Origin of the sequence: Sebaldella termitidis ATCC 33386 (assembly GCF_000024405.1) — a bacterium.
Lineage (GTDB): Bacteria > Fusobacteriota > Fusobacteriia > Fusobacteriales > Leptotrichiaceae > Sebaldella > Sebaldella termitidis.
Map to the genome: position 1 here is coordinate 1,139,105 of NC_013517.1, position 18,897 is coordinate 1,158,001.

Annotated in this window: 3 protein-coding genes; all 3 read left to right on the forward strand. The window is 38.6% G+C overall.

The annotated features are described in order from the left end of the window. The first annotated feature begins 10 nt into the window (after positions 1 to 10). The 3 genes from STERM_RS05220 (at position 11) to STERM_RS21885 (ending at position 18,896) form a co-directional block, all read left to right on the forward strand. Positions 11 to 472 carry a cupin domain-containing protein gene (locus STERM_RS05220; protein WP_012860522.1) on the forward strand — a complete coding sequence of 154 codons (462 nt, stop codon included), beginning with the start codon at positions 11 to 13 and terminating at the stop codon, positions 470 to 472. A gap of 436 nt (positions 473 to 908) precedes the next feature. Next, positions 909 to 3,980, forward strand: coding sequence for an autotransporter outer membrane beta-barrel domain-containing protein (locus STERM_RS05225; RefSeq protein WP_012860523.1), 3,072 nt, complete (start codon positions 909 to 911; stop codon positions 3,978 to 3,980). 222 nt (positions 3,981 to 4,202) lie between these two features. Beyond that, the gene (locus tag STERM_RS21885; protein ID WP_012860524.1) at positions 4,203 to 18,896 is read left to right on the forward strand and encodes a beta strand repeat-containing protein; all 14,694 of its coding nucleotides are present in this window, start codon (positions 4,203 to 4,205) and stop codon (positions 18,894 to 18,896) included. Position 18,897 lies beyond the last annotated feature (1 nt).

Below are 18,897 nucleotides of genomic sequence, written 5' to 3' on the forward strand. Positions count from 1 at the left end.
GAAAGATCAGATGGATTTTAAAGATTTAGATAAAAATATGCTTGAGACTATTATTAGAAAAGTAGTAGAACAAGAATTAGGGAAAAATGGAAATACTTTTGAAAAATATATGGATAAAAGCGGTGTCGGTGTGGTAAAAGCCCGTACTGTAAAGCCTGAAAAGTTTGATACAGGGAATCCGAATGATAAAGTGTATCTGACAGATGTTTTTTCTATTGATGAAAGTGAAAGACTGAGCTGCGGAGTTATGGAAATGGAAGAATCTACGTTTGACTGGACTCTGAACTATGACGAGGTAGACTATGTGATAGAAGGAACACTGGAAATAATAATTGACGGAAGAAAGGTCACTGGTAACAAAGGAGATATTATTTTGATTCCAAAAGGGTCAAAGATAAAGTTCAGTGCACCTGATTATGCAAGATTTTTATATGTTATTTACCCTGCAAACTGGCAGGATACATGTAAATAATAAATTAACTGTTTTAATACCAACCTAAATAAATTATTAACTGTCTGGAATAGAGTAAAAGCACCTGTAATTTTCAATGAAAAATACATTTGAATTGCTGAAAACTCTGTTTCGGACGGTTTTTTTATAAAGGGGTTGTTTTTTATATTGGAGTATGGTAAAATTATTTGTTATAAATTGTCAGACTTTTGTAAAGGATACAATTTTGTAAGTATTAAAAAAAATCAATGTTTTTTTTTGATATATTTTAGAATGAATGATCGATAAATAGTCGCGAAAATTAGATGCTTCTCTAGTTAAAATCACAAGAAATGTCAAAAAATAAAAAAATGTCATTTATTTTCTCAAAAAAACAGATATAATAATATACAATTTTAATATATAGTATAATTGAGAAGGAGATTTTTTTAAGAAAAAAATTATATGGGGTGGAAAAATGAAAATAAAAAACACATTGAAAAATAAATTAGGTGTATTAAGTTTTTTTCTCTCCGCAGCAGCAGTTCCAGAAGCAAAAAATATATATGAAGTTTCGGGAACAGACTTTACACAGACAATTTGGAATAACTCGGCAGGCTCGACTCCTAAATACGGAGATGATGTAACTATTACAACGTCCGGTTCAGGAAATGGTGCCGGAATAGGTGCGAATGCCGGTGTTTATTCCAATATAGGCGGGGATATTATAGTTGGTGACAGACTTACGATAAAGACAATAGGAGCAGCAGCAGATGCTGTTCGTACGAATCCTTCCGGTACTAATGATTACAATAATTCAACAGGTGTAGTTACTATAGGGAACAATCTTACAGTAAGAGTATCCGGGGTGAGTGCCGATGGAATAAATGCAAACGGGCAGTCAAAGGTAGTAGTAGGAAATGACGCCGATCTAACAGTAGGAGGACTTGCAGGATATGCAGTAAGGGCAAATCACGGCAGTGAGGTAATTGTCGGGAATAACATGAAAGTGGAAATAAATGCCGGCAGCTCCTATGCAGTATATACAGACAGGGCAACTGCATCTACTACGGGATATACAGGCGGTTCTTCTATAGAGATAGGAGAAAATTCAGATATAAAAACAACAGGGAGTTCAGCTCATGCTGTATACCTAAATAATATAAACAGTTCAATATTGATGAGAGATAACGGCACAATACTTACGAACGGGAATAATTCAGACGGTTTTGTAATAAGTGCAAACGGATCAGGCGGAATAATCACTATAGGAAACAACTTTAGTGTAGAAACATTAAAAGATAAATCAGACGGAATAGTAACGGCAAAAGACGGTGCAGTGAAGACAGGAAACGATTTCAGCATAATAACCAATGCTAATGAGTCTACGGGAATTACTGCCAAAGATTCAAGCAGGATTGAAACAGGCAGTAATACAGTAATAAATACAAGGGGAAACAAATCACATGGAATATTTTTAAGCAGTAAGGATGCAGGAGTTAGTTCAAATTCAATTTCCATAGAAACTACAGGTGGATTGTCAGACGGAATTCTAGTTTCTTCGGGTGGTAATGTAACTGCAGGTATTCTTAATATAGAAACTAGTGATCCTTCTTCATATGGTCTTCATTTAATCGGAGATAGTTCGAACGTTAATTCTATTTATGGCGGAAGGATTCATTCTGAAGGGACAGCAGTAAAATTTCAGACAAATTCTGCAGGAAGTGACGGGCAGAAAGTTACATTAAGGGGAGTAACATTAACAAATAATGGAATTGCAGCAAGTGTAATAACAGGAAGTGCTTCTGATGTAGATAATGCAGGAAATTTGATACAGGTTGGCGGATTAACGGCAATTAACGGAAATGCAGACCAGGTCGTAGACAGTACTCTGAGTTTATATGACAGCACGGCAGCAGCAGGAGGAAGTAAAGAGCTGCTGAATGTAAGCAACGGAAGTATATTTACTTTTAATAATGATAATACAGTACTTACAGGAGATATAGAAACAGACAGTACCAGCTATGTAACTGTAAATCTAAAAAATAATTCATCATTTTCAGGTACAATTAATAATGTAAACAATATTAATATTCTTGACCTGAATATAGTATCAAGTACTTGGGAAATAACAGATGATTCATGGATTAGAGATCTTAATAATTCTGGGAAGGTTGTTTTTAGCGATACAGGGAAAATATTAACGGTAAACGGGGATTATATTGGGAATAGCGGAGTTTTGAATATTAAAACAATTCTTGAAGACGATAATTCTATCACTGACAAATTACATGTAAAAGGAAATACATCCGGCGAAACCTTGGTAAATATAGAAAAAGCAGGCGGGAATGGTGCAGCTACCGATGAAGGAATAAGGATAATAGAAGTGGAAGGCAATTCAGCAGGAAATTTTAGTCTTTCGGCACCTGTTCAGGCAGGGATATATGAGTATAATCTTTATAAAGGCGGAGTAACTACGCCTAATGACGGTGACTGGTATCTGAGATCTTATTATTATGAGGCTCCTAAGGAGCCTGAAAAACCTGTGGATCCTGAAAAACCGGAAGAATCAAAAGAACCGGAAAAAGTAATTCCGCCGCCTATAAATTCTCAGGAACCTGTAATAACTTACAGACCAGGAATATCCAATTATGTATCAGGACAAAAAGCAAACGCAGAACAGGGAATGCTCCAGCTTTCTACATATCATCAGAGAATGGGAAAGCAGGAAAAAGAATATGCAGAAGATAAGCAGATGTGGATACGTGCTTATGGAAGCCATCAGCATAATGACGGAAAAAAGAGATTTGATTATGAGCAGACAATTACAGGTATGCAGTTTGGAATGGATTTGTACAATAATGTAAATAGCAAAAGCACAACAGACCGTGCTGGTCTGATACTGGATTATTCATATGCGAATGCTCGTTTTTTCGATGATTTACGTTCTGAAAAAAATACAGGAAGAATGCATGCACAAAGTACCGCTTTTGGCGGGTATTATACAAAAATAACTAATGATTCGGCATATTTTGATATAGTGGGAATAGTCGGTCTATTAAATAACGGTTTTAAGGATTCATACGGAGAGAAAAGTGCACAGGACGGCTGGCGAACAGGTATATCATTGGAAACAGGATATCCTTTTGTAAGTAATAGCGGCTGGGGGCTGGAGCCGCAGCTGCAGCTGGCATATCAGCATACACATTACAGCAGTTTTAGTGATTCATATTCAGATATAGAAGGATATAACGCTGATATGTTACGTGGAAGAGGTGGCTTCAGGGTATTTAAAGATATTGGAAATAATGGGAGCCAGCTTTACGGAGTAGCAAATATAATACATGATTTTACAGATTTTAAAGATTTGAAAATTGACGGAACATCAATTGGTGAAGAGTATGACAAGAGTTACGGGGAAGCCGGGGTAGGCTTTAACCTAAAAACAACAGAAAAAAGCAGTATATACGGTGATATGCGTTATCAGAAATCCTTTGGCGGGAATATGGACAATGCGACATTTAGTATAGGATTTAAAAAAGAATTTTAAAAACACTAAAACACGGGCTGAGAAAATATAAAATTTTATCAGCCTTTAGTGTGAAACAGAACAAACTTAATAGCTTTAAATAATTAATTCTTTGTATACAGAAATGTATGACTGGGTTTATATTTTAAAAATATTAAAATTGTTGAGATCAAAAAAATTCTTATAAGCTTTTATTCTAATGGATAATTAAATTGAAGAAAGTTTAAAATGAAGGAGAAAAAAATGTTAATAAAATATAAGATGAGAGTACTTTTACTGATAGTATTTATTTTCAGTTTTCAGTTTTTAAGAGCTGAAGTCGGAGTTATCAGTGCAAATGAATTAGAAGTGATACTTGCCAGAGATGACGTAGATGCAATAGTACTTGAAGACAATATAATACTTACAAAAAATATTGACGTGACTCCGAGAAATGTAAAAATACGGGGAAATGGTTATGATCTAACCAGAGCCGGATATTATCTTAATGCTACTGGAACGAGCGGCTCTTATGATATTACATTTGACGGGATTTCATCTGGCGGGAGCAGTTATTTACTGTATAATTCCACGGCATCAAGCTGGAATGTAAAAATCACAGGAATAAATGAGCTTAGTAGTACAGGCGGGACAATATTTCGTGAAACTGCGAGCAGCAGTACTTTTACTGTAGATACAGGCGCGGTAGCTAATATGTCAGGCGGCGGAGCAGCTAACGGAATGATAAGCAATTATAAAAATAATGTAATAAAAGGTGAAGCAAATATATCTACTTCAAGCAGCGGAAGAGGAATATACACAACAGCTGCAGATGCTGTGCTTCAAGTAACAAGCAGCGGAAAATTAACAACTAATTCTTCGGCAGGTACTACATACGAAGCTGTGGGACTGTCAAATGGCGGAACAGTAGATATTAACGGTCAATGGACAGCGTCAGTTTACGGGGGAAAGGCTTTTGAAGGGGGAAAAGCAACAACTTTTAATGTAGACGGCGGAAATGTAAAATTTTCCACAGGTGTTGGTTATTCAGCAGCATCAGTGGCAGGAGCGGCTTATGAACAGGGAAGCGGGGCTGCCGGTACAATAAATATAAAAAATAACGGAACTATGGTTATAGAGGGAAAATCTGCGTATGGGATAAACAGCAGTGCTAATTCATCTTATGATTTTAATGTAAATGTAGAAAGAGGAAGTACGCTTAATGCATTTGGAGTTACGAACGGACTTCGTACAGTTACTATAACAGGAGCTGTTATCAAGCTAAATGTAAAAGGAACAGCGGAAATAACTTCAAATTCAGGTCCTGCTATACAGGGCGGTAATAAGACAAATATACTTGTAGACAGTGGAAAACTTACTGCTAATTCAGCAACGGACAACGCATTTTTAACAAACGGATACGGGACAGATATAAAAGCGATAAACAGCGGAACTATAGATTTCAGTTCAAGCGGGACAACAGCTGCTTCCAGAGTAATTTATATATCGGATGCGACTGCCACCAATGTAAGTAATTTTGAAATTTTAAGCGGTTCAAAATTTATTGTAACACATAAGGGAGCAGGAAACGGAATATATATGGATGATACATCCGATACTACAATTACTGTAGACGGCTCTGGGTCAGAATTCAAAGTAGAAGCTCCGAACGGCTCGTATGCTTTGTATACACAAAAGTACGGAACGGATTTTTATGTTACGAACGGTGCAAAAGCAGAATTCATATCAGGCAGAGCCGGTTCAAATACATTTTATCTTTCAGATGCAGGGTCGCCAAGTAATATTAATATACTAGGCGGAGCTTCATTTAATGTAACAAATAACGGAACAGGAGCGTCACGAGGGATATATACTGATGAGGGAACGACAATAATAAATCTTGATAATTCCGAATTAAACGTAAATGTTCCGAATGTGACAGGGACAGGATATGGTATATATATTTATAATCCTACGACTACAATTAAAGCAGATAATAAATCAAAAATAAATATAAATACCGGAGGAAGCGGCAGCGCAGCAGCTTTAAGAACCGGAACGGGAAATACAAAGATTACAGTTCAGGGGGCTTCTCAAATAAAAGCAATGAATAATTCTTCCGGCGGAGCTGTACTTGAACTGAATTCCGGCGGAGAATTTAATGTGACCGGTGCTGATTCACAAGCAAATATAGAAATAACAAATTCATCAAATTCAAGCAGTGCAGTTTCGGGAACTTCATCAGGTTTTACAATAAATCTTACTAACCTGGCAGAAATGTATATTTCAAACAGAAGCTCGTCAAACGCTACATTAAATGCAGGCGGAGGAGTTGTATTCAATGATCCGTCAGCATATGACGTGAAAAATCTCGGCGGAGGTCCTGCTATTTATAATGCAACAACGGCAACAGCCTTAACACTGGTAAATACAGATATAACGATGTGGGATAAAAGTAATTCGCCCGGATTCAGCAGCAGCAGTATTTTAGATGTATGGTCGGATTTAAATGCGAATTTATTAAGAACAGGGTCCACGACAGTTGCTCCGGGAAGTAAAGGAACAACTTCGGTAACAATGAGTAATATAGGACGTATAACAGCATTTGAAAAAAGTGCAAAAAAAGCAACAATAGCCGGAGGAACCAGTACTGTTATTGATTCCAAAACCGGAACCTATTATCCGGGAAGTACTATAATATATGAAGTGACGTATAAAAATGATTCGAATTTCACAGTTGCTCAGGCAGTAGTAGTCAAGGACAAATTATCTGAAATACAGACAGCTCTGGCTGACGGGACAACAGGGCAGGCATTCAAAAGCTGGACAATAACAGCTTCAAATGCACTTGGATCATCAGGAACTTCAAATGGAACTACTTTGGGAACATATTCCGATAATGCAGATTTAGATACAATAATAGATATAGCAATAGGAGACAGTGTAACATATAAAATTACTGCAACAGCAGCAGATACAGCAGTAGGAAATATAGTGAATACAGCTTTGATCGGAACTGCAGATGTAGAACCGAGCATAACATATACACCGCAAAGTCCTTCTCTGACTACTGCAAAAGCAGACGGGATAACAGGAACAAATACGGGAATATATTATGCAAACGGGATAATAACATATAAGCTGACGATTTCCAATGCTTCGAATACAGGCTTTGCAGATAATGTATCAGTTTCAGACCAGCTGTCGGCAATAAAAACAGCATTAAATGATTCTACGAACGGTTCGGCATTTATAAACTGGACAATAAAAAAACCGGTATTAAACGGGACAGGAACATCATCAACAATAAGTACAGATATTACAGATACAACAGCAGATCTGACAGATACTGCAGATATTGCACCCGGAGGAAGTATTGAATACACAATTACAGCTAAAGTAAATCCAAAAGCAATAGGTGAAATAACAAATATACCTGTAATAAATTCAGCATCTGTACCTGAAGCGACTACAAAACATACATATACAAAATTAGATGCTTCAAAGATATATAAAGGCTCTGCTGAAGGTTATATACCCGGGACAGAAACAACATATGAAATTATTGTAACAAACAACGGGGCAGGAACAGCAGGCGGAGTAACAGTAGAAGATATGCTGTCAAATGAAAAAACATATAAACTTGATGGAACAACAGAAATACCAGCCTATACAAGCTGGACAATAACATCAGCGGTATCAGGAACAGTATCAGGAAACAGCAGCGGAATAACAACAGATCTAAACGATACTCTGACTATAGGGCCGGGATCTTCGGTTACTTATACTGTTAAGGCAATAGTAAATTCAGAGGCTGCGGGAGTAATAAGCAATACTGCAAAAGTTGGCGGTGAAGAGATAAAAGCAGCAGATATAAATCCTGTAAATGATAAAAGCAAAGTGCAGGCAGTCAAAAAACTGGAGACAAATCTTCCCGGTAATCTTTATAATCCGGGACAGATAGTAGAGTATACAATAGAAATAGAAAATACGGGAACTTCTCCTGTAAAAGGATATAACATACAGGATATAAAAAATGAACAGAAAACAAAAGATCTTCTGGGAAATGAAATAAATGCATTTGATTCATGGGTAGTGACAGGGACAATAATCAGCGGTGAAGCTAAAAATGTAACATTGACTTCAGAATCAACAGATTTAAATGATACCATAGATTTAGGCCCGGGAGCTAAAGTATATTATTCTGTTGAGGTACAAATCAGTCCTAATGCAGCAGATGCGATAATAAATACAGCTAAGGCAGACGGGCAGGAAATAAAATCTCCTGTTATAAATCCTGAAAAAGGACTTAGTAATATAGTTGCAACAAAGACATATACCGGACCGGCACAGGGTTATACACCGGGTCAGCAGGTAACTTATGAACTGAAACTGGGCAATCCGGGGACAGCCTCAGCAATCGGGGTAACAGCTGTAGATATGCTGTCGGCAGAAACAACAACCGATATAAACGGTACATTAATTCCCGCATACACAAGCTGGACAATAACATCGCAAATACTTGGAGTAGTGTACGGCAATAGTACCGGAATAACAACAGATTTAAATGATACTTTAAATATAGGAGTTGGAGGATTAGTTGTTTATACGATAACAGCTACAGTGAATCCTGAAGCAGCAGGGAAGATAGGGAATACAGCAAAGGTAAACGGAAATGACATAACTGATCCAAGCGGTCCGAAAGACCCGGAAAATGGTAAGGATAATGTAACAGCAGTGAAAACGTATACTGGACCATCACAGGGATATACACCAGGCGGACAGGTAACTTATGAATTAAAGCTGACGAATACAGGTACAGCATTAGCCACAGGAGTTACAGCAATAGATACATTATCATCAGAAACAACAACTGACATAAATGGGGCATCAGTTCCGGCATATACAAGCTGGACAATAACATCAGCGAAAACCGGTTCGGTATCTGGAAACAGCAGCGGAATAACAGCTGACTTAAACGATACATTAAATATGGGAGCAGGAGCCACAGTAACTTATACAATAACGGCAACAGTAAATACAGATGCAGCAGGTAAAATAGGTAATACAGCAAAAATAAATGATACAGATGTAACAGATCCAAGCGGACCAAAAGACCCGGAAGACGGGAAGAGCAATGTAACTGCAACAAAAACATATACCGGACCGTCACAAGGCTATACACCGGGTCAGCAGGTAACATATGAACTAAAACTGACGAACAGCGGTACAGCATTAGCTATAGGGGTAACCGCAATAGATGCACTATCCTCAGAAACAACAACAGATATAAACGGCGCTTCAATTCCGGCATACACGAGCTGGACAATAACATCAATGAAAACTGGTTCAGTATCAGGAAACAGTACTGGAATAACAACAGATTTGAATGATACATTAAATATGGGAGCAGGAGCTACAGTAACTTATACAATAACAGCAACAGTAAATACAGATGCAGCAGGTAAAATAGGTAATACAGCAAAAATAAATGATACAGATGTAACAGATCCAAGCGGACCAAAAGATCCGGAAGATGGGAAGAGTAATGTAACTGCAGTGAAAACATACACAGGACCATCACAGGGATATACACCAGGCGGACAGGTAACATATGAACTGAAACTTACAAATACAGGAACAGCATTAGCTACAGGAGTAACAGCAGTAGACACATTATCCTCAGAAACAACAACAGACATAGACGGCGGATCAGTTCCGGCATATACAAGCTGGACAATAACATCAGTAAAAACTGGTTCAGTAACTGGGAACAGCACTGGAATAACGACTGATTTAAATGATACATTGACAATGGCTGGAGGCTCAACAGTAACCTATACAATAACAGCAACAGTAAATACAGATGCGGCAGGAAAGATAGGAAACACAGCAAAGGTAAATGGAAATGACATAACAGACCCAAGCGGGCCAAAAGACCCGGAAGATGGAAAGAGTAATGTAACTGCAACAAAAACATATACCGGACCATCACAAGGGTATACACCGGGTGGACAGGTAACATATGAGCTAAAACTGACGAACACTGGTACAGCGTTAGCTACAGGAGTAACTGCGGTAGATACACTGTCCTCAGAAACAACAACCGATATAAATGGTTCATCAGTTCCGGCATATACAAGCTGGACAATAACATCAGTAAAAACTGGATCAGTATCTGGAAACAGCAGTGGAATAACAACTGATTTAAATGATACGTTGACAATGGCTGGAGGCTCAACAGTAATCTATACAATAACAGCAACAGTAAATACAGATGCGGCAGGCAAAATAGGGAATACAGCCAAAATAAACGGTACAGATGTAACAGATCCAAGCGGACCAAAAGACCCCGAAGACGGGAAGAGTAATGTAACAGCAACAAAAGTATATACCGGACCATCACAAGGCTATACACCGGGTGGACAGGTAACTTATGAACTAAAACTGACAAACAGTGGTACAGCATTAGCATTGGGAGTAACAGCTGTAGATGCATTATCCTCAGAAACAACAACCGACATAAACGGCTCATCAGTCCCGGCATATACAAGCTGGACGATAACATCAGTGAAAACCGGTTCGGTATCTGGAAACAGCAGCGGAATAACGACTGATCTAAATGATACATTGACGATGGCTGGAGGTTCCACAGTAACCTATACAATAACAGCAACAGTAAATACAGATGCGGCAGGAAAAATAGGTAATACAGCAAAAATAAATGGTACAGATGTAACTGACCCAAGCGGACCAAAAGACCCGGAAGACGGAAAGAGTAATGTAACAGCAGTGAAAACATATACCGGACCATCACAGGGATATACACCAGGTGGACAGGTAACATATGAACTGAAACTAACAAACAGCGGTACAGCGTTAGCTACAGGAGTAACAGCAGTAGATACATTATCGTCAGAAACAACAACCGACATAGACGGTGGATCAGTTCCTGCATACACAAGCTGGACAATAACATCAGTGAAAACTGGTTCGGTATCTGGAAACAGTACTGGAATAACGACTGATCTGAATGATACTTTGACAATGTCTGGAGGTTCCACAGTAACTTATACAATAACAGCAACAGTAAATACAAATGCGGCAGGAAAAATAGGGAATACAGCAAAAATAAATGATACAGATGTAACAGATCCAAGCGGACCAAAAGACCCGGAAGACGGGAAGAGTAATGTAACCGCAGTGAAAACATATACCGGACCATCACAGGGGTACACACCAGGCGGACAGGTAACATATGAACTGAAACTGACAAACAGTGGGACAGCGTTAGCCACAGGGGTAACAGCAGTAGATGCATTATCCTCAGAAACAACAACTGACATAAATGGTTCGTCAATTCCTGCATACACAAGCTGGACAATAACATCAGTGAAAACTGGTTCGGTATCCGGAAACAGCACTGGAATAACGACAGATCTAAATGATACATTGACAATGTCTGGAGGTTCCACAGTAACTTACACAATAACAGCAACAGTAAATACAGATGCGGCAGGAAAAATAGGGAATACAGCTAAGATAAATGGTACAGATGTAACAGACCCAAGCGGGCCAAAAGATCCTGAAGATGGAAAGAGTAATGTAACGGCAACAAAAACATATACCGGACCATCACAGGGGTACACACCAGGTCAGCAGGTAACATATGAATTAAAACTGACAAACAGCGGTACAGCGTTAGCCACAGGGGTAACAGCAGTAGATATACTATCCTCAGAAACAACAACCGATATAAATGGCGCTTCAGTTCCTGCATACACAAGCTGGACAATAACATCAGTGAAAACTGGTTCGGTATCCGGAAACAGCACTGGAATAACGACAGATCTAAATGATACATTGACAATGTCTGGAGGTTCCACAGTAACTTACACAATAACAGCAACAGTAAATACAGATGCGGCAGGAAAAATAGGGAATACAGCTAAGATAAATGGTACAGATGTAACAGACCCAAGCGGGCCAAAAGATCCTGAAGATGGAAAGAGTAATGTAACGGCAACAAAAACATATACCGGACCATCACAGGGGTACACACCAGGTCAGCAGGTAACATATGAACTAAAACTGACGAACAGCGGTACAGCGTTAGCCACAGGAGTAACAGCAGTAGATACACTATCCTCAGAAACAACAACCGACATAAACGGTTCATCAGTTCCGGCATATACAAGCTGGACGATAACATCAGTGAAAACCGGTTCAGTATCTGGAAACAGCAGCGGAATAACAACCGACTTAAGCGATACATTAAATATGGGGGCAGGAGCTACAGTAACTTATACGATAACAGCGACAGTGAATCCAGATGCAGCAGGAAAGATAGGGAACACAGCAAAGATAAATGATACAGATATAACAGATCCAAGCGGGCCAAAAGATCCTGAAGATGGAAAGAGTGATGTAACGGCAACAAAAACATACACAGGACCATCACAGGGTTATACACCGGGTGGACAGGTAACATATGAACTGAAACTTACAAATACAGGAACAGCATTAGCTACAGGAGTAACAGCTGTAGATGCATTATCGTCAGAAACAACAACTGACATAAATGGTTCATCAATTCCTGCATACACAAGCTGGACAATAACATCAGTAAAAACCGGTTCGGTATCTGGAAACAGTACTGGAATAACGACTGATCTGAATGATACATTGACAATGTCTGGAGGTTCCACAGTAACTTATACAATAACAGCAACAGTAAATACAGATGCGGCAGGAAAGATAGGGAACACAGCAAAAGTAAATGGAAATGACATAACAGACCCAAGCGGACCAAAAGATCCAGAAGATGGAAAGAGTAATGTAACGGCAACAAAAACATACACAGGACCATCACAGGGCTATACACCAGGTCAGCAGGTAACTTATGAATTAAAACTGACAAACAGCGGTACAGCATTAGCTACAGGAGTAACAGCAATAGATATACTATCCTCAGAAACAACAACCGACATAAACGGTACATCAGTTCCGGCATATACAAGCTGGACAATAACATCAGTAAAAACTGGTTTAGTGTCCGGAAACAGCAGCGGAATAACAACTGATTTAAATGATACGTTGACAATGGCTGGAGGCTCAACAGTAATCTATACAATAACAGCAACAGTAAATACAGATGCGGCAGGCAAAATAGGGAATACAGCTAAAATAAACGGTACAGATGTAACAGATCCAAGCGGTCCAAAAGACCCCGAAGACGGGAAGAGTAATGTAACAGCAACAAAAGTATATACCGGACCGTCACAAGGCTATACACCGGGTCAGCAGGTAACATATGAACTAAAACTGACGAACACTGGTACAGCGTTAGCTACAGGAGTAACTGCGGTAGATACACTGTCCTCAGAAACAACAACCGATATAAATGGTTCATCAGTTCCAGCTTATACAAGCTGGACGATAACATCAGTGAAAACCGGTTCAGTATCTGGAAACAGCAGCGGAATAACAGTTGACTTAAGTGATACATTAAATATGGGGGCTGGAGCTACAGTAACTTACACAATAACAGCAACAGTAAATACAGATGCAGCAGGCAAAATAGGGAATACAGCAAAGGTAAATGGAAATGACATAACAGATCCAAGCGGACCAAAAAACCCGGAAGATGGAAAGAGCAATGTAACGGCAACAAAAACATACACAGGACCATCACAAGGGTATACACCGGGTGGACAGGTAACATATGAACTAAAACTGACGAATACTGGCACAGCGTTAGCTACAGGAGTAACTGCGGTAGATACACTGTCAGCAGAAACAACAACTAACATAAACGGTTCATCAGTTCCTGCATATACAAGCTGGACAATAACGTCAGTGAAAACCGGTTCAGTATCTGGAAACAGCAGCGGAATAACAGCTGACTTAAGCGATACATTAAATATGGGAGCAGGAGCCACAGTAACCTATACGATAACAGCGACAGTAAATCCAGCTGCAGCAGGTAAGATAGGGAATACAGCGAAAGTAAACGGAAATAATATAACAGATCCAAGCGGTCCTAAAGATCCTGAGAATGGTAAAGATAATGTAACTGCAGTGAAAACATACACAGGACCATCACAGGGTTATACACCAGGTGAGCAGGTAACTTATGAACTGAAATTAACAAATAGCGGTACAGCGTTAGCTACAGGAGTAACAGCAGTAGATGTGTTGTCAGGGGAAACAACAACAAATATAAACGGCGCTTCAGTTCCTGCATACACGAGCTGGACAATAACATCAGTGAAAACTGGTTCAGTATCTGGAAATAGCAATGGAATAACTACTGATCTAAATGATACATTAGCAATGTCTGGGGGTTCAACGGTAACTTATACAATAACAGCAACAGTAAATCCAGATGCAGCAGGCAAAATAGGAAATACAGCGAAAGTGAACGGAAATAACATAACAGATCCAAGCGGACCAAAAGACCCGGAAGACGGAAAGAGTAATGTAACTGCAACAAAAACATACACAGGACCATCGCAGGGCTATACACCAGGCCAGCAGGTAACATATGAACTAAAACTGACGAACACTGGTACAGCGTTAGCTACAGGAGTAACTGCGGTAGATACATTATCATCAGAAACAACAACAGACATAGACGGCGGATCAGTTCCTGCATACACAAGCTGGACAATAGCATCCTCAAAAACTGGTTCGGTATCTGGAAACAGTAATGGTATAACAACTGATTTAAATGATACATTGACGATGGCTGGTGGCTCAACGGTAACTTATACAATAACAGCGACAGTAAATACAGATGCAGCAGGCAAAATAGGAAACACAGCGAAAGTAAACGGAAATAATATAACAGACCCAAGCGGACCAAAAGACCCGGAAGATGGAAAAAGTAATGTAACAGCAGTGAAAACATACACAGGACCATCACAAGGATATACACCGGGCGGACAGGTAACATATGAACTAAAACTGACGAACACTGGTACAGCGTTAGCTACAGGAGTAACTGCGGTAGATACACTATCATCAGAAACAACAACCAACATAAACGGTTCATCAGTTCCTGCATATACAAGCTGGACAATAACATCCTCAAAAACTGGTTCAGTATCCGGAAACAGTAATGGTATAACAACAGACTTAAATGATACATTGATAATGTCTGGAGGTTCCACAGTAACCTATACAATAACAGCAACAGTAAATCCAGATGCAGCAGGCAAAATAGGAAATACAGCAAAGGTAAACGGAAATAACATAACAGATCCAAGTGGACCAAAAGACCCGGAAGATGGAAAAAGTAATGTAACAGCAGTGAAAACATACACAGGACCATCACAAGGGTATACACCGGGCGGACAGGTAACATATGAACTGAAACTAACAAATAGCGGTACAGCGTTAGCCACAGGAGTAACAGCTGTAGACGCATTATCGTCAGAAACAACAACCAATATAAATGGTTCATCAGTTCCTGCATACACAAGCTGGACAATAACATCAGTGAAAACCGGCTCAGTATCCGGAAACAGTAATGGTATAACAACAGACTTAAATGATACATTGATAATGTCTGGAGGTTCTACAGTAACTTATACAATAACGGCAACAGTAAATACAGATGCTGCTGGCAAAATAGGGAATACAGCAAAGGTAAATGGAAATAACATAACAGATCCAAGCGGACCAAAAGACCCTGAAGATGGAAAAAGTAATGTAACAGCGACAAAAACATATACCGGACCATCACAGGGCTATACGCCAGGTCAGCAGGTATCATATGAACTGAAACTGACTAACAGCGGAACGGCATTGGCTATAGGAGTAACAGCAATAGATACATTATCATCAGAAACAACAACCGATATAAACGGAACATCAGTTCCGGCATATACAAGCTGGACAATAACATCAGTGAAAACCGGCTCAGTATCTGGAAACAGTAGCGGAATAACAGCTGACTTGAATGATACATTAAATATGGGAGCAGGTTCCACAGTAACTTATACAATAACAGCAACAGTAAATACAAATGCAGCTGGAAAAATTGGGAATACGGCAAAAGTAAACGGAAATAACATAACAGATCCGAGCGGACCAAAAGATCCTGAAAATAATGTAAATAATATCAGGATAAATAAAGAACTGGTAACAGATTTGTCAAACGGCTATACACCTGGTCAGACAGTACAATATAAGATAACAGTTGAAAATCAAGGTACTGTCTTAGCATTGGGGTATAATGTCAAGGATATAAGAACAGATCAGAAAACTACGGATATGAATGGGACAGCAATAGATACATTTACAAGCTGGCAGATAAAGGGAACTGTTATATCCGGTTCAGCAGCGGGAGTAACTTCAAATACTACAGGGGATCTAAATGATACAATTTCACTTTCTTCGGGCGGAAAAGTAGAATATCTGATAACTGCAGTAATAAATACTAATGCAGCAGGTAAAATTACTAATAAAGGTGTAGGAAATGGAAATCCTGTAGAACCGTCGACACCTCCTGTTGATCCTGAAAATAATAAAAGTAATATTTCAGCTAAAAAAGAATTGATAACAGATTTATCAAACGGCTATACACCGGGTCAGACAGTACAGTATAAAATAGTGCTGGAAAATACAGGAACTACGCTGGTAAGCGGCTATGAGATAAAAGATATAAGAACCAATCAAAAAACTACAGATATAAGCGGAAACAGCATAGATTCATTTACAGGATGGACAATAACTGGTACTGTTACAAACGGGACAGGAACAGGAGTGACGCCAAGTACTACAGGTGATTTAAATGATACTGTATCATTATCTGCCGGCGGAAAGATAGAGTATATGATATCAGCAGTAATAAATACTGATGCGGCAGGTAAAATTACAAATGCAGGATTAGCTGACGGAAATAAAATAGAACCGTCAACACCGCCTGCAGAGCCTGTAAATGACAAAAGTAAAGTAACTGTAAAAAAAGAATTAGTTACAAGCTTATCAAATGGTTACATGCCGGGGCAGACTATAGAATACAAAATTACTTTAAAAAATACCGGAGTTTCGCCTGTAAATAACTATAGTATCAAAGATATAAGGGCAGATCAGAAAACGACTGATTTACTTGGAAACAGCATAGATTCATTTACAAGCTGGACGATAGCGGGAGCTGTTACAGCCGGAACAGGCGTAGGAGTAACACCAAATACCACTGGTGATTTAAATGATATACTGACACTGTCACCGGGAGCTGTAGTAGAATATACAGTAAATGCAGTTATCAATACTAATGCAGCAGGAAAAATCACAAATGCAGGATTAGCTGACGGAAATAGTGTAGAACCGTCAACACCGTCTGTAGATCCTGCAACAGATAACAGTAAAGTAACAGCGGTAAAAGAAATAATCACAAACTTTGAAAACGGCTATACTGCGGGTGAAAGAGTAGAATATAAAATTACTGTTGAAAATAAAGGGAATGTAATTGCTAAAGGAAATGTAGTAAAAGATATAAGACTGGATCAAAAAACTTTTGATTTTGACGGAAATACAATAAATGCCTTTGAAGGATGGACAGTAAGCGGAAAAGTAGTAAGCGGGCAGGCTTATGGTGTAACTGGAACTACAACTTCCGATCTGAATGATACTATTAATCTGGGACCAAATTCAAAAGTAGAATATATTGTTTCAGCAGTTATACATAGAGATGCTTATAATGATATTATAAATACAGGTTTTCTGAATGGTACTGAACTAAAAACAGCTTCCATAAAAGCAAAACCAGAAGCAGCAGATCTTACTATAAGTATTACTGCATCAAAAGATATAGTAGAGTTAGGCGAAACAATAGAGTATACTGTAAGGGTTTATAACAAAGGAAGAGTAGCAAGAACAGGATTGAATGTTAAAAATTTACTGCCTGTAGGATTTAGCTATATTGATGAAACTGTAGCATATAAAAAGGACAGTTCAAAATCAAGAACAGCATCAGCGGCAGGCGGCAGACTATCGGCATCTAATACTGGAGATGTAATCTTCAGTACTTTCGATCTGAACCCTAAAGAAGAAATAATAATAACTTATGCTGCTAAAATAGGAACTACAATACAGCCGGGAAAATACAAAACATCTGCAATTGCAAGGGAAGATAGCCAGGAAGTCACTGGTGCTGCAAGTGCAACGGTTCAGGTAACAGGAAACAGTATTGCGAATAGTGCAAGCATAATAGGAAAAGTCTTTGAAGATGTGAACGGAGACGGAATACAAAATGATGCAGGAGCAAATAAAATAATAATTAAGGATGCAGTAAACGGATCAGATTATGTTGATAATACAGCAGAATTAATTATGCTGGATGCATCTGGAAAAGAAATATCAAGAAAGAAAGTTAATGATAATGATTTGATTTTTAACGGTATAAAGATAGAAAAAATGGAAGGAAAATCATTAAACAAGACTCTAAAAGGAGTAAATAAAGTAATTGTGAGAACAGAAATAAAAACTCCCGAAATACAGGAAACATTCATGACAATTACGACAAAAGAAGGAATGGATCTTACATATAATAAAGGAATAATAAGTACTCTGGGCAGCAAGGGAGATGTGAAGTCGGGAATGTCATCACAGGAATTCTATATAAGTAAAGAAATAAAAAGAAGCGGTACTAAGTATATTCAGGAAGTTACAATAGAGAATGTGGGAATTCAGGAAGAGGGAATAGCAGGTGCAAAATTAAGAACTCCGACAGGAATAACTGTAACTACTGATGAGTACGGCAGATATCATGTTCCTGATGAATATGTAGAAAAGGAAAGAGGGAAAAATTTCATAATAAAAGTAGATGAAGCATCACTGCCGAAAGGAATGAAAGTAATTACCGAAAATCCTAGAGTAAAATTAATAACACAATACGGATTAAATGAATTCAACTTTGGAGTGCAGTCTGAGAAAAGAGGTGAGGAATAGC

Coding starts and splice junctions, on each gene's coding strand:
- STERM_RS05220 (WP_012860522.1), top strand. CDS start 11: ATGGATTTTAAAGATTTAGATAAAAATATGCTTGAGACTATTATTAGA.
- STERM_RS05225 (WP_012860523.1), top strand. CDS start 909: ATGAAAATAAAAAACACATTGAAAAATAAATTAGGTGTATTAAGTTTT.
- STERM_RS21885 (WP_012860524.1), top strand. CDS start 4,203: ATGTTAATAAAATATAAGATGAGAGTACTTTTACTGATAGTATTTATT.